Genomic DNA, 14,124 nt, shown 5'->3' with positions numbered 1-14,124 from the left:
GTGCCGTCATCGACCGGCTGGTGGCAGCGTTGCAATTTGCAATAGGTGAGACTTTCGCATGATACCAGTTTTGCTGATACCATGCGGAAGTCTCTTTTGTTTTTACCGTCATTTTTACAGAAAGAGGTATATTATGGAAATCGTATCGATGCAATTCTTCATGGCCTTAGGCTCTATCATTTTATTGGACATCCTCCTCGGCGGCGATAATGCCGTCGTCATCGCCATGGCGGCCAATAAGCTGCCGGCTAATCTGCGCCGGAAAGCCATCCTCATCGGGACCGGCGGGGCCGTCGTTATCCGCCTGGTCATGACACTCATCGCTGTCTGGCTGCTGACGATTCCCTTTTTACAGGCCTTAGGCGGCCTCATCCTGCTGCCCATTGCCGTGAAATTGCTCGTCCCGGCAGAACAGGAGGAAAACGTAACGGCTTCGGACAGCCTCATGGGGGCCATCAAGACCATCATCATCGCCGATGCCGCTATGGGCGTCGATAACGTCCTGGCCATCGCCGGGGCTTCGCATGGCAGCTTCCTCCTCGTTGCCTGCGGCTTCCTCATTAGCATCCCTATCATCGTCGGCGGCAGTACGGTCATCGGCAAGCTCATGGATCGCTTCCCGGTTATCCTCTATGCCGGCGCCGGACTGTTGGGATGGACAGCCGGTTCCATGATTGGCCACGATAAAATTTTAGGGACCCTGCTGCAGCAAATGGCCGGTTCCTGGGCTCCCATAAGCCTTCAAATCCTCTTGGCTGTCGCTGTCATCGCTATCGGCCTGTGGATGAGCCGGAAACGTGCCGTGCAGTAACAAAAAGGGCTTGTCGCACGATGGACAAGCCCTTTTTGAGTATTCAGTTTGTAGTTTGTAGTTTGCAGCAAATGGTAAAAAATTTGAAACCAGCTTCTACAAACTCTGTACTACAAACTATAGAGTAAGAGTGACTACGCATGATGACATATGCTACAATGTAAATTAGCTGGCAGGGATTTGCCTGTCAGCTAATTTATATTGAAGGGGATAGGAATATGAGACAACGATTATTTCGTATCGTTTTAAGCTTGGCCTTTTTCGTGATGACTATGGTGACAGGAATGGCTAGTGAACCGGGACAGGGGACAGAAACAGACAAAAAGGTACTGACTGTGGGGTTGTTCAAATACGTTCCCGATATCCAGGCCTTTGAAACGGCTTTGACCACACAATGGAAGGACATCGAACCCGATGTGGCGCTGCGTTTCGTCGATTGGGACTGCTATTTCGAAGAACCGAAAAGTGATGTTTTTGTCTTTGATGGCCTGTACGCATCGCAATATATAGAAAAAGGCCTGCTCTATCCGTTAGGGGAAAGCATACCAGCACGGTCTGCCTATCCAGCCTGGACGTTAGAACAAGCTTCTTCTCAGGGGATATATTATGGCATTCCCCAGATGGTCTGTATGGATACGCTGTTTTACCGCAAAGACGATCAGGCCGTGGCCCGTGTTCAGACGATGCAGCAGCTGTATGACGCCATCGGGCCGCGGAAGACTCAGGCGTTGCTCCCTGGCCGGGATGAAGGGGTCATCGCCGATTTCAGCTTGAATAATGAAATGAAATACTATAATATCCTTCAGGACCATACGGGGAAAGTCGTTCCGGTACAGGCCATGGGAAACGTCCAAGAGGATGCCATGCAGTATTTGAAAGAATTGTACGCTATGACGGGTACTGCGACGGGCCGTTATGACGATGGCAATGAGTTTACGCGGGCTGAATGGTTTGCCCAGGGCCATGGCCGGGCCTTATATGCCTATCCGGAAGCGATGAGCGCCATCGTCCGCTTAGGGCAGGGGAACGATACCGACGTCAAGGCCATTTCCAGTTGCGAACATCCCGATGTGGCTACGGCCTATGTCGATTATGTCAGCATCTCTTCCCGGATTCCCGCGAATAAAGTAGGGCCGGCTAAAAAATTAGTTGCTTTATTGACTTCTAAGCCTTTCATGCTGGCCGCCCTGAAACCGGCTTCGAAAGAGGACGTACCGCAGTATCTCTTAGCGGCCCGTCAGGATGTCATGCAGGAATTGGCTGCATCGGACCCGAACTATCAGAAATTGTACCGCCATCTATATCGCGCCAAATCATGGCATGTCATGACGGGGACAAAGGATTTTGCTGCATGGGAAGCTAAAGTCGGGCTGGATATCGAGCGCGACTTAAAAAAATAAGTCACAATTAAAAAAGCTGTACGAAGGTATAGCCTAAGTGGAGGCCGTACAGCATGAGGACCGTGCCGCAAAGGATGTTGATGGCGCGCAGGATGCCGGGTGTAATGGCGTGGCGGAAGGCGGCGACGCAGCCCGTGAGGGAAAGGAACCAGAGGCCTGAGGCCATGAGGACGCCCGTCAGGAACGTCATGGCTTCTGTAGCAGGCAGGGTGATGCGGAAGGCGCCGAGGAGCATTGTGCCGTCTAAGATGGCCTGGGGGTTCATCCAGGTGACGATGCAGGCTTTGGAAACGGTCTGGCCCAGGGAAACTGGCTGGTCTTTGAGGGTCAGCGCATCCGGGACCTGGCTGATCATATCATAGGCCATGTAGAGGATGAGCAGCGTGCCTGTGCCCAGGATGACCACTTTGAGCCAGGGAAGATGATTCAGCAGCGTGCCGATGCCATAAAAGCAGCTCAGCGACAGGCTGATGTCGAAGAAAAGGACGATGAACGCCGTCGCGACGGCGCGGCGCAGGGAATGGGATAACGCCGAATGGATGACGAAGAGATTCTGCATGCCAATAGGGGCGACGTAGGCCAGCCCCATGGTCAGGCCTTGAAAAAAGAACATAAAAAAAGCCTCCTTTTCCAACCAAAACTGGTTGGTTCATGTGGTATAATCACAGTATAACAGAGAGAAACGGGATTCCAACCCGCCAAAGCGACATGAATTATACCAACCAAAAGGAGATGAGGTGATGAAGCGGCATATTCCTGTTCAGATCGAATGGCATCCAGATCCGGCGCAGCCCGTACCGATATACCGACAGATCCTCGAATGGATGTATGGCAAAATGGAAAGCGGTGAATGGCCGGCTGGGACGCGTCTGCCATCTCAGCGCGATATGGCCCGGCACTTCCAGGTGAACCGGAGTACCCTGAATCAGGCTTTGAAGCCGCTGCTGGAAGCGGGTGTGCTCCAGGGCCGGGGCAGCCAGGGGACGGTCGTAGCCAGTACGGCCTGGTCCCTGCGGCTGCCGGTCCAGCCGGATTGGAACCACTATATGACGGCTGGTTATTTCCGGGCCAATCAGGAGGTCGTCCAAGCTATCAACAGCTTAGAGTTCGATGACCGCCTGGTCCGCCTCGGTACGGGGGAACTGGACCCTAGGCTGTTCCCGCAGGATGCCTTCCGTCAGACTTTGCGGGATGTGGCCGATGCCATCACATCCCTGGGGTATGTCGAGCCCCTGGGGATGCCCGTCCTACGTCAGGCCCTGGCAGACTATGCCCGGAAACGGGGACTGGCTGTGTCCCCGTCGTCCATCCTGATTACATCGGGCGCCCTCCAGGGACTCCAGCTCATTTCGGCCGGCCTTCTCCGCGGTGGTTCGACGGTCTACGTCGAAGACCCGACGTATGTCAAATCACTTCAAGTCTTCCAGTCGGCTCATCTCCGTCTCTGTGGCCTGCCCATGGACGACCAGGGTCTGTCTTTGGAAGCCCTGGAAAAGCACTTGCGCCAGTCTTCAGATATAGGCAATAGCGTCCTCTATACCATCCCGACGAACCACAACCCGACGGGCCGGACTATGAGCCGTCAGCGCCGTGTCCAACTCCTGGCGTTGTGCAGCCGCTATGGCCTGCCCATCATCGAAGACGGAGCTTATGAGGAATTGACCTTTGACGGAACGCCGCCGCCATCCTTGAAAAGCCTGGATACAGGAGGTCAGGTCCTTTATTTGGGCAGTGTTTCCAAATCCTTGGCACCAGGGCTGCGCATCGGCTGGATGATTGCGCCGGAACCAGTCGTACAGCGCCTGGGTGACGTCAAGATGCAGATCGACTATGGCGCCAGCTCCCTGTCCCAACAAGTCTTGGCCAGGTTCTTGACCAGTGGCCGCTATGCACAGTATCTTGGATGGCTGCGATGCGAATTGCAGCGGCGCTGCCAGGCGGCCTGCCAAGTTTTGGACGAAGACTTTGCGGGTCTTGCGGATTGGCAGGTACCGCAAGGCGGTTTCTATATTTGGCTCACCTTCCGCGACAGGCTTCCTATGGAGATGCTCTTCCACAAGGCGGCAGAGGCCGGGATCCTCATCAATCCTGGCGATATCTATTCCAGCCGTCATACCCAGTCCCTGCGCCTGTCCTATGCCTATACGACGCCGGACGAATTCCGCTGGGCTGTCCGTCAGCTGGCTGCGGTCGTCCGTTCATCCCTTGCAGTTTCAGCAAAAAATTCGTATACTGGATTAGTGGCTAGTGGCTAGTGGCTAGTGGCTAGTGGCTAGTGGCTAGTGGCTAGTGGCTAGTGGCTAGTGGCTAGTGGCTAGTGGCTAGTGGCTAGTTGGCCAATCGACAAAAAGGAGGATTATATATGAAATTATTGGAACATGCCGTCATCGCCGGGATGCCCGTGCGCAACCGCATCCTCCGCAGTGCGACGTGGGAAGCCTTGGCCGATGCCAAGGGCTATATGTCGGAAAAACAGTACCGCATCTACGATCAGCTGGCTAAGAACGAAGTCGGCTTGATTTGTACGGGCTATGCCCGCGTTGATAAAGAAGATCGGCCCAATGCCGGTATGATGGGCATTTACGACGATGCCTTCATTCCGCAATATCAGGAACTGACGAGACGCGTCCATGCTTATGGGGCAAAAATCATGATGCAGATTGCCTATGGCGGAACTAAGACGACCTTTGAACGGGAAGGGCGGACTATCTTCTCGCCGTCCGCTGTGCCAGAACGCAAGACGGGAACCGTTGGCGTCGCCATGAGTCCGGCTGATATCCAGCACCTCATCGGCGAATACGCCCAGGCAGCCAAGCGCGTCCGCGACAGCGGCTTCGATGCCGTTGAAATCCACGGCGGCCATTCGTACCTGCTCAACCAGTTCCTCAGTCCCTATTATAATCGGCGCAGCGATGCCTATGGCGGTTCGCCGGCCAACCGTTACCGCATCGTCGGCGATATCATTGCCGCCATCCGCAAGGCCGTAGGAATGCATTTTCCCATTTGGATCAAGATTACCTGTTCCGATTTCTTTGAAGGCGGCCTGACCTTCGCCGAATCGTTGGATATCTGCCGGCGCCTGCAGCAGTCGGGCATCGACGCCATCGAAGTGAGCGGCAATATCCACGGCAAGGCTCAACAGGAAATCGGTCTGGAATGGGATGGCCACGTCGTCCGCGACGGCGGCTATTTCCTCGATTACGCCAAAGACATAGCCGACGCCGTGAGTGTCCCTGTCTATGTGACCGGCGGCTTCAAGGACCCGAAGCAGATGGAAACGGCCTTGAAGACGTCGAAACTGGCTGGTATCGGCCTATGCCGTCCTTTGTTATCGGAACCGGATTTAGTTCACCGCTGGATCCAAGGTGATTTGCGGCCGGCCCGCTGTGTCCACTGCTCGAAATGCCGGACACCGGAAGGCAATTACTGCACGGTCTTTGCGGCCATCGACGCCAAGAAAGGAGCGAAATAAGTTGAAATTCTTCATTGCTTCAGATATTCACGGTTCGGCTTATTACTGCCGCCGTATGCTCGACGCCTGGAAGCGGGAAGGGGCCGACCGCCTGGTCCTGCTCGGCGACATCCTCTATCACGGACCGCGCAACGACCTGCCCAAAGACTATGCCCCGAAGGAAGTCTTTGCCATGCTCAACGAAGTCAAAGATTCCATCTTCTGTGTCCGTGGGAATTGTGACGCCGATGTGGACCAAATGGTACTGGAATTCCCAATCATGGCGACCTATGCCATCCTGACCCAGGGCAGCCGCCTCGTCTATGCGACCCATGGAGACCGCTACAACGTAGCATCTCTGCCGCCCATGCGGCCTGGTGACATCTTGCTCCACGGCCATACCCATGTCCCGGCCTGGCAGCCCTTCGGCCAGGATAACTATTATTTGAATCCCGGTTCGACATCGCTTCCCAAGGAAAATAGCCCGCACAGTTATCTCCTCTGGGAAGGGGCCACCTTCACCTGGAAGGACCTGGACGGCCAGGCCTTTCACCAGCTCGTCTTATAGCATCCAGGGAAGGGATGGTTCCTATCTGCTTCATAACGGCGGAATAAGGCGGCCGTCTGCGTTTCTGAGGATACAGGAAAGGCGACGGTGCCAAAGCGGCGGACTGGCATGATCCCCATGAGGGAATTGGTCAGGAAACACTCGTCGAGAGTCTCGATATCTTCCGGATACAAGGGCTTTTCGATGACATCATAACATTGACAGAGATAAGACCGGATGATGCCTGGCAGTAATCCGGCCTTTACGGGCGGCGTATAAAGCCGCCCGTTTTTTATAAAAAATAGATTGCTGACAGCGCCTTCTGTTAATTGGCCCTGCATATTGCAAAAAATCGGTTCGTCAATACCTTCAGCCCGGGCCTGTCGTTTGGCTAACATCGAGTCGCCATAATTAAAGGTCTTGTGCCGCACTAAGGGCGACGTTTCATTGCGGCGGATTGACGACAAGGCGATGACATAACCAGGGCGGACGGTCATCGATGCATATGGATTGGCACGGGATGTAAAATTTATATTTTTATCGGAAGCAAGTATTTTCAATACCCAATCTCCCTTACCCATGCTATACACATACTCCCACAAACGACGTTCCCAATCAAAAGAAAGCTCAATCCCTAAATATTCCAAGGTATGCCGCAAACGCCTTTCGTGAGCCTCCAGCCAGACTGGCCGGCCTTGATAGATGGGGATGGTTTCAAAAGCTCCCAGACCGAATTGGTAGCCGTCATCAAAGATAAGATTCATAATTAAAAGTGTCTCCTTTCAAAGCACTGAGCAAGGCTTTGGCTTTTTGCCAGATTTCTTCGTATTCAAAAGCCTCGTCGGATTCTGCCGTAATGCCGCCGCCGACGCCGATGATATATTGATCATCGTGGTGGACGGCCGTCCGTATGACGATGTTTAAGTCACAGTTCCCATCTAAGGACAGGTAGCCAATCGTCCCTGTATAAAGCTGGCGCCGGCTGAATTCTAATTCGTCGATGATTTCCATAGCCCGCTGTTTCGGTGCGCCTGTAATGGATCCACCTGGAAAGAGTGCCGTCAAGGCGTCGATGGCCGTCTGTCCTGGCCGCAGGGTCCCTGTTACGTCGGCGATTAAATGGAAAACCGTGGCATACGGCTCGATGGCAAACAGCGTCGGAACGGACACGCTGCCAGGACGGCAGATTTTGTGCAGGTCATTGCGCTCTAAATCGACAATCATCAGCAATTCACTCTGGTCCTTTTGCGATTGAGCCAGTTCCTGCCGCAGCTTTTCATCTTCTGTATACGTCTTGCCACGGCGCCGCGTGCCCTTGATGGGACGCGTTTCAATCTGGTCATCGCGCAGGCACAGCAGCCGTTCCATGGAAGCACTGATGATTTGATGGGATCCGTATTGTAAATAAGCGCCAAATGGTGACGGATTATCCCGGCGCAGACGGGAAAAGAAGGTGTACGGCGGGCAGTGGCTCTGGACATGAAACGTACTGGTGAAATTCGTTACGTAAACGTCGCCGGCGACGATATAATCCCTGAGCTTTTTCAAAGCCCTTTGATAGTTTTCACAAGTACTGTCGGGTTGGACGGTTATGGCATATTGTGTGTTTTCGCCAGTACGTGGAAAGGGCCTTTCCTGAAGGCGAGTCCGGATTTTTTCTTTCATCTGTGCCAAGAGAGCCTCGGCTGGCATTGTCTGCCCATTGGCGGCAAACCATACGGCATGGCTTTGCCGATGTTCGATGATGAAGAAATCGTAAAAGACCCAATTCATATCGGGCAGGGGAAAGGCAGGGGCGTGGCGGGACTTCATCCCATAGCGTGCCAGTCCGTAGTCATAGCTGACATAGCCAATGGCCCCAGCCGTCAAGGGCAGGTCTGTCGGATTGGCCTGGTAATGCTTTTTCAAATAGGCTTTGAGATACGTTTCAGCCGTTCCTTCACGAGCTTTTCCATCAATCTTCAGCTGGCCTTGTTCTACGCTTACCCTATGGTAGGGCACGAGGCCGATGATGGAATAACGCCCCAAGTGGTTGGTCAGCGACGAATCGAGGAAAACGGCATCTCTTTCATCGGCAAAGAGGGCGAAGAGCTGGCTGGCCGTATAGGGAAAGGGGGAATGGCAGATGAGCGGCTCAGTCATGACAGTCACCTGCTTTCTCCAGGCTGGATTCGGCCAAGCGGCAAAACATTGTTATCAGTTCCCTGCCATATTCGGATAAGACGGCTTCGGGATGGAACTGCAACCCATAGAGCGGCAGGCTGCGATGAGATAAGGCCATGACTGCGCCGTCATCGCTGACAGCGTCTATAGCATAAGCGGCGGGCAGCGTTTCCGCTTGGACCACCAGCGAATGATAGCGCGTGACCTGGAAGGTTTCCGGCAGCCCCCGAAAGAGGCCCCGGCCACGATGGTGAATCGCCGTGACTTTCCCATGCATAGGGCGTTTCCCACGGGTGACGACAGCCCCGGCGGCATAAGCCAGGATCTGCATCCCCAGGCAGACGCCCAAGATGGGCAGGGTGCGGCAGAAAGCGTGGACGATGGATAGGGAATGGACGGCGTCTTCCGGCCGTTTCGGCCCAGGTGAAATAATCAGTCCCTGCGGTTTCAAGGTGGCAATCTCAGCCGGGCTTATCTGGTCACAGCGGTAAACCCTTACGTCGCGTCCCGTTTCAGCAACTAAATCGGCTAAATTGTAGGTAAAAGAATCATAATTGTCGATGAGCAGATACATACGCCCTCCTTTATACAATAAAAAAGGATAACGACGGCAGCCCGAAAACTGCACAGTCGTTATCCTTATCGGTCCGTAAACTGTGGACTGAATCAGTATAGCACATTTTTACAAATTACGGTATACTAAGAAAAAAGAAATAAGGGGGATTCGTTATGCGAAATTTAGAAAAGAAACTGCGCGCCGCTATCGTACAGGCTGCACCTGTATTTTTCGATAAACAGGCGACGCTGCAGAAGGTCGTCCATCAAATCGAAGAAGCCGGTCGGAATGGGGCACAGCTCATCGTCTTTCCGGAGTCGCTGGTCCCATGTTATCCCTATGGCCTGACTTTCGGCTTTACTGTCGGCAGCCGGTCGGATGCTGAACGGGCAGACTGGAAACGCTATTATGACCAGGCCGTCGTCGTCCGCCAAGACCTGCAGGATGTAGCCGCTGCGGCCCAAGCAGCCGGGGCCTATGTCAGCCTGGGCATTACCGAACGGGATGAAACGACGTATTCCCTCTATTGCAGCAACGTCATCTTTGCACCGGATGGCACATTGGCAGCTCATCATCGGAAAATCAAGCCGACTGGGGCGGAACGGTATATCTGGGCCGACTCGCATGAGCCAGCCACGTATTTCCCCGTCGTCCAGACGCCGTGGGGGCCCATGGGTTCCCTCATCTGCTGGGAAAACTACATGCCCCTGGCCCGGACGGCTCTCTACCAGAAGGGCGTCAGCCTCTATCTGGCACCGAATACCAATGATAACCCAGAATGGCAAAATACGGTAAAACACATCGCCATCGAAGGGCGTTGCTACGTTTTTAACGTCGACCAGTATTTCACCAAGGACATGTACCCCGCCGATTTGGTTGAAAGCGCAGCCGTTGCCAAATTGAATGACACGGCCTGCCGTGGCGGCAGCTGCATCATCGACCCGTGCGGCCATTACGTCACGGAGCCCGTGTGGGACCGGGAAGCCATGATCTACGCCGACTTGGATATGGATCAAGTGGTCCTGCGTCACATGGAATTCGATGCCGCCGGCCACTACACCCGGCCAGACATCTTGGAACTCATCGTACATGAGTAGGGATGGTGTCGCGTGAAGGTTTCTGCCATCATGCGAGGCCACGTTCTCTTTTATGTTTGAAGTTTGATGTATGATGTTTGAGGCGATTGCTTTAAATTTAAAACCATCCGCTAACTACTAACCACTAGCTACTAACCACTTAAAAAAGCTTGTCGCACATGCGACAAGCTTTTTTTCACCGCCGCAACATGCGGTATTTGAATTTGATTCGCTTCAGGCCCGTGGCTTTCCAGAAGTTGCGGGCCATTTTTTCGGAAATGATGCAAAACGCCGGGATGAGGAGCAACCCGCAAAGGGTAGCGAAGGTCATGCCGCCGACGACGGCGACGCCCATGCCGCAGCGGGCTCCAGCACCGGCACCGCTGGCAAAGGCCAGGGGCAGGCAGCCGATGATGGCCGTAAAGGCTGTCATGAGGATTGGCCGCAGGCGCAGCTTGGATGCGATGACGACGGCTTCCATCGGGTCGACGCCCTTGTCGACGCGCTCTTTGGCGAATTCGACGATGAGGATGGCGTTCTTAGCTGCCAAGCCGATGATCATGATGACGCCGATTTGCATGTAGACGCTGTTCAAGAAGCCGCTCGTGTTGGCATTGAACAAAGTCGCCAGCTGGCGGATGATGTATTCTGAGCCGACGGCTCCAAAGATACCCGTCGGTACGGTGAATAAGACGGCGAACGGCATGGACCAGCTTTCATAAAGGGCTGCCAGGCAGAGAAAGGCAAAGACCAGAGCCATGATCAGAATTTTTGTCGTTGAACTGGACGAGGTGCTTTCTTCGCGGCTCTGGCCAGACCATTCGATGGTCATCCCCGTCGGCATGACGCTCTTGGCCGCTTCTTCGGCCGCTGCCATGGCTTCGCCAGAGCTGTAGCCGCTGGCAGCACTGCCTTGGATGGTGACGCTGCGGACGCCATTAAACCGGGTGATTGACGACGGCCCGGTGGTCATCGAACTGGTCAGCAGCGTATCGAGGGGAACCATTTTCCCTGACGACGACTTGACGGAAATGAACTTCAAGCTGTCTGCCTGAGAACGGTACGATGTGTCGGCCTGGACGATGACCTTGTACGACCGGCCGAACTGGGTGAAGTCATTGACCGACGAACCGCCGAAGTTGGTCTGGAGCGCTGTAAAAACGTCAGACAGTTCAATGCCCAGGTTCTTAATTTTTTCGCGGTCTACCGTATAAGCGACGCTCGGCGTATTGGTGGCGTAACTCGTGCGGACACCGGATAATTCCGGCCGCTGGGAGCAGGCGGCGACTACCTGGTTGGCTGCGTTTCCCAGTTCCGTATCGGACAGGCCCGTATTATCCATGAGCTGCATGGTCCAGCCGCCTTCCTGGCCCATGCCGGGCAGGGATGACGGATTAAAAGCCGCTACACGGGCTTCGGGATGCTTGGGAACGACGGTCTTATTGAATTTGGCAATAATCGATTCGGCGCTGAGGTCGTTCGATTGGCGGTCATCCCAATTTTCCAGCGCGACATAGAGATTGCCCGTATTCGACGTAGAGCCGCCGGCGTGGGTCATGACATCTTTGACGCCGGGAATCTGCCGCGTCTCTTCCGCTGCCGCGTCGACGGTCTTGATGGTCTGATTCAAGGAAGTCCCTTCAGGCATGGTGATGCTGGCCATGAAGTACCCCTGGTCTTCATCGGGGACGAACGTCGACGGCAGGACCTGGTAGCAGATGCCCATGAGGCCCGTGACCAGGATGAGGAAGACAGCGGCATATTTCAGATGACGGATCATCCAGCCGACTTTCCCCGTGTAGCGGTCCTTGAAATGGTCGAAAGCCCGGTTGAACCCGCGGAAGAAGGCCCCCAGCGGCCCGGCCTGGATGGCCTTGTCGCCGGGCTTCAGAAGGACACCGCATAAGGCTGGCGTCAAGGTCAGGGCGACGAAGGCCGAGATGACGACGGAAATGGTGATGGTCACGGCGAACTGCTTGTACAGGACGCCAGTGACACCGCCGATGAAAGCGACGGGAATGAAAATCGAAGCCAAGACGGCTGTCGTAGCGATGATGGGCCCTTGGACTTCTTTCATGGCTGCTTCCGTCGCATCCTTAGAAGACAGTTTATCCTTGGACATATGCTCTTCGACATTTTCTATGACGACGATGGCGTCGTCGACGACCAGGCCGATGGCCAAGACCATGGCGAACAGGGTCAGCGTATTGATGGTGAAATCGAGGATTTTGAAAGAAGCAAAAGTACCGACGATAGAAACGGGAACGGCCAGGACCGGGATGAGCGTCGTCCGCCATTTCTGCAGAAAGACGAAGACGACGAGGATGACCAGGAGCAGCGATTCGACGAAAGTATCTTTGACTTCGTTAATCGAGGCATTGATGAAATTCGTATTGTCCATGACGATGGTATAATCCAGGTCAGGCGGGAATGTTTCCTTAGCCTGGTCCAGGACCTTCTTGACTTCCGTAATCGTATCTAAGGCATTGGCGTCACTGGAGAGCTGGATACCGAAGCCGATACCGGTCTTCCCGTTGATCTTGGAATTGCTGCTTTCGTTCTGCGTCCCCGTCTGGATGTTGGCTACATCCTTGAGGTAGACGAATTGGCCGTTTGAAGCCGATTTCAAGATAATATTGCCGAATTCGGCGACCGGATGATCGTATCGTCTAAATTTTCCTGGGCCTTCTGCAAGAGGGCATTGGCATCGTCGTAACTCGACTGATTGCTGTCTACCGTGGCTTGCTGGTTGGTCAAGGTCTGTTCCGCTACGGCGCCGGATGCTGCCAACTGCTGATAGCGGTTCAAGTCGACGAGGGAGTTATTGAGCGTCGTCCGGGCCTTATCGACATTCGATTTAGCCGAGAGGACTTCCGATTCATATTGGCGGTCGTCGATTTTATATAAGGCCTGTCCCTTTTCGACGGGTGCGCCAGACGTGAAGTATTTCTCCACGATTTCCCCGGAGACGCGGGGCTTGATCGTGACGGCGTTAGTCGATTTGATCTGCCCTGAATAGTCGTGGCTCACAGCCGTATCCTGCTGGAGAACTTTCATGGCCTTGACTGAAACGGCAGTACTCTTAGTCTGTGTCGTACTGCCGCATCCTGCCGTCAGCAGGGACAGGGCCAGCAGTCCGGTCAGGACCGTAATGAGAAGTGTTCCTTTTCCATAACGTAGCATAAGTATGATTCCTTTCTCTGCAACATATTTTAAACTATATTATAAGTGTATCATGGAAAAGAAAAAGCGACATGCCTAAATGTTAAAAATTAGGTGTCGCCTTTTTTTCGATAAGCTACGAAATATGTATGTTTTATCATAATTGTATGACACTCAAAAGCGTCATGCGATTTTATTGCCATTGGCTACCAGTTTGAAGCGCAGGTCCAGGACTTCGGCAGCCCGCTTGCACATGAGCATGCGCTGGGAAAAGATTTCAAAATAATCAATCATAGAACAAATCGATTCATCGAGCTCGATGTTCAAAGTAATGACTTTCTTGTGCGTATCGACGTGGAGCTTTGAAGACAAAGCCGCATAATTGACGCGGTCGTGCTTGTCAAAAGTTTCCGGTACGGTGTTGCGGACGCGGTCCCGGCGGACGTCGCTCTTGTCGGCCAAGATTAAGGCTGCCGAAATGGGGTCGAAAGCGATGCCGCTTCGTTCATCGTGCTGACCGATCGCTGAGATGATGGCCGCAATATCTTCTGGCGGCGCGCCCCAGTCGCGCAGGAAATGAAAGGCCATGAGAGCCCCCGTATGGGCATGATCCACGCGGTTGATGCTGTTCCCCAGGTCATGCATATACCCCGCGATGCGCACGAGTTCTACCGTGTGGGCGTCATAGCCGAGCTTCTTTAGAATTTTACCGGCCGTGACAGCCACTTTGGCCGTATGTTTTTGCGAATGGTCCGTATACCCCAAGGCATCGAGGACCCGGTTCCCCTGTTCTAAATAGACATTCAACTCTTTCGCATGGGCAATATTTTCATAAGTCAGTTTCTTCACTCTCTATCATTCCTTTTCTGTGCTAGTCCTCTCAGTATAGCAAAGAAATGTATGAAACGCGTAAATACTGGATAAAAAAACGGTGCAGGATTTTACTGTTTTGTATCGA

The 14,124-nt window shown here is 53.8% G+C and carries 13 protein-coding genes; 6 read left to right on the top strand and 7 right to left on the bottom strand.

The window, feature by feature from the left end; translation table 11 throughout:
- Positions 1-133 precede the first annotated feature (133 nt).
- Positions 134-811, top strand: a complete 678-nt coding sequence (locus tag C6362_RS10890) for a TerC family protein (protein WP_014016613.1) — start codon at positions 134-136, stop codon at positions 809-811.
- Positions 812-1,029: 218 nt separating this feature from the next.
- On the top strand, positions 1,030-2,211 hold the full coding sequence (gene bcmE / locus C6362_RS10885; RefSeq protein ID WP_014016614.1) for a thiamine pyridinylase: 1,182 nt from the start codon (positions 1,030-1,032) through the stop codon (positions 2,209-2,211).
- Positions 2,212-2,218: 7 nt separating this feature from the next.
- Here bcmE and C6362_RS10880 read toward each other — a convergent pair whose 3' ends face one another.
- The gene (locus C6362_RS10880; RefSeq protein WP_014016615.1) at positions 2,219-2,824 is read right to left on the bottom strand and encodes a LysE/ArgO family amino acid transporter; all 606 of its coding nucleotides are present in this window, start codon (positions 2,822-2,824) and stop codon (positions 2,219-2,221) included.
- Between the two features lie 127 nt (positions 2,825-2,951).
- Between C6362_RS10880 and pdxR the strand changes: the two genes are divergently transcribed.
- The 3 genes from pdxR (at position 2,952) to yfcE (ending at position 6,230) form a co-directional block, all read left to right on the top strand.
- The gene (pdxR, locus tag C6362_RS10875) at positions 2,952-4,466 is read left to right on the top strand and encodes a MocR-like pyridoxine biosynthesis transcription factor PdxR (protein WP_014016616.1); all 1,515 of its coding nucleotides are present in this window, start codon (positions 2,952-2,954) and stop codon (positions 4,464-4,466) included.
- Positions 4,467-4,573: 107 nt separating this feature from the next.
- A complete protein-coding gene (locus C6362_RS10870; RefSeq protein ID WP_014016617.1) occupies positions 4,574-5,683 on the top strand; it encodes an NADH:flavin oxidoreductase in 1,110 nt (369 codons plus the stop codon).
- A 1-nt stretch (position 5,684) separates the two neighbouring features.
- Entirely contained in the window at positions 5,685-6,230 is a 546-nt protein-coding gene (gene yfcE, locus C6362_RS10865) for a phosphodiesterase (protein ID WP_014016618.1), read from the top strand.
- Here yfcE and C6362_RS10860 read toward each other — a convergent pair.
- From C6362_RS10860 to C6362_RS10850, 3 genes are read right to left on the bottom strand one after another with little or no spacing between them, the layout of a single operon-like run.
- Entirely contained in the window at positions 6,212-6,973 is a 762-nt protein-coding gene (locus C6362_RS10860; RefSeq protein WP_014016619.1) for an aminotransferase class IV, read from the bottom strand. The two genes, yfcE and C6362_RS10860, sit on opposite strands and share 19 nt — an antisense overlap.
- The gene (pabB, locus tag C6362_RS10855) at positions 6,957-8,351 is read right to left on the bottom strand and encodes an aminodeoxychorismate synthase component I (RefSeq protein WP_014016620.1); all 1,395 of its coding nucleotides are present in this window, start codon (positions 8,349-8,351) and stop codon (positions 6,957-6,959) included. Before pabB ends, C6362_RS10860 begins: the two co-directional genes overlap by 17 nt.
- On the bottom strand, positions 8,344-8,946 hold the full coding sequence (locus tag C6362_RS10850) for an anthranilate synthase component II (protein ID WP_014016621.1): 603 nt from the start codon (positions 8,944-8,946) through the stop codon (positions 8,344-8,346). The genes pabB and C6362_RS10850 overlap by 8 nt, the downstream gene beginning before the upstream one ends.
- A gap of 155 nt (positions 8,947-9,101) precedes the next feature.
- On the opposite strand from C6362_RS10850, the gene C6362_RS10845 reads away from it, so the two are divergent.
- Complete coding sequence (locus tag C6362_RS10845; protein WP_014016622.1) at positions 9,102-10,025, top strand: carbon-nitrogen hydrolase family protein; 924 nt, start codon at positions 9,102-9,104, stop codon at positions 10,023-10,025.
- A 175-nt stretch (positions 10,026-10,200) separates the two neighbouring features.
- Here the strand turns inward: C6362_RS10845 and C6362_RS10840 are convergent, their stop codons facing one another.
- The 3 genes from C6362_RS10840 to C6362_RS10830 form a co-directional block, all read right to left on the bottom strand.
- A complete protein-coding gene (locus C6362_RS10840) occupies positions 10,201-12,633 on the bottom strand; it encodes an efflux RND transporter permease subunit (protein WP_014016623.1) in 2,433 nt (810 codons plus the stop codon).
- Positions 12,630-13,187, bottom strand: a complete 558-nt coding sequence (locus C6362_RS10835) for an efflux RND transporter periplasmic adaptor subunit (protein WP_014016624.1) — start codon at positions 13,185-13,187, stop codon at positions 12,630-12,632. Before C6362_RS10835 ends, C6362_RS10840 begins: the two co-directional genes overlap by 4 nt.
- A gap of 162 nt (positions 13,188-13,349) precedes the next feature.
- Positions 13,350-14,015, bottom strand: coding sequence for an HD domain-containing protein (locus C6362_RS10830; RefSeq protein ID WP_014016625.1), 666 nt, complete (start codon positions 14,013-14,015; stop codon positions 13,350-13,352).
- Positions 14,016-14,124: the final 109 nt, after the last annotated feature.

Origin of the sequence: Megasphaera elsdenii DSM 20460, assembly GCF_003010495.1 — a bacterium.
Lineage (GTDB): Bacteria > Bacillota > Negativicutes > Veillonellales > Megasphaeraceae > Megasphaera > Megasphaera elsdenii.
This window is presented reverse-complemented; position numbering and strand designations above follow the sequence as displayed.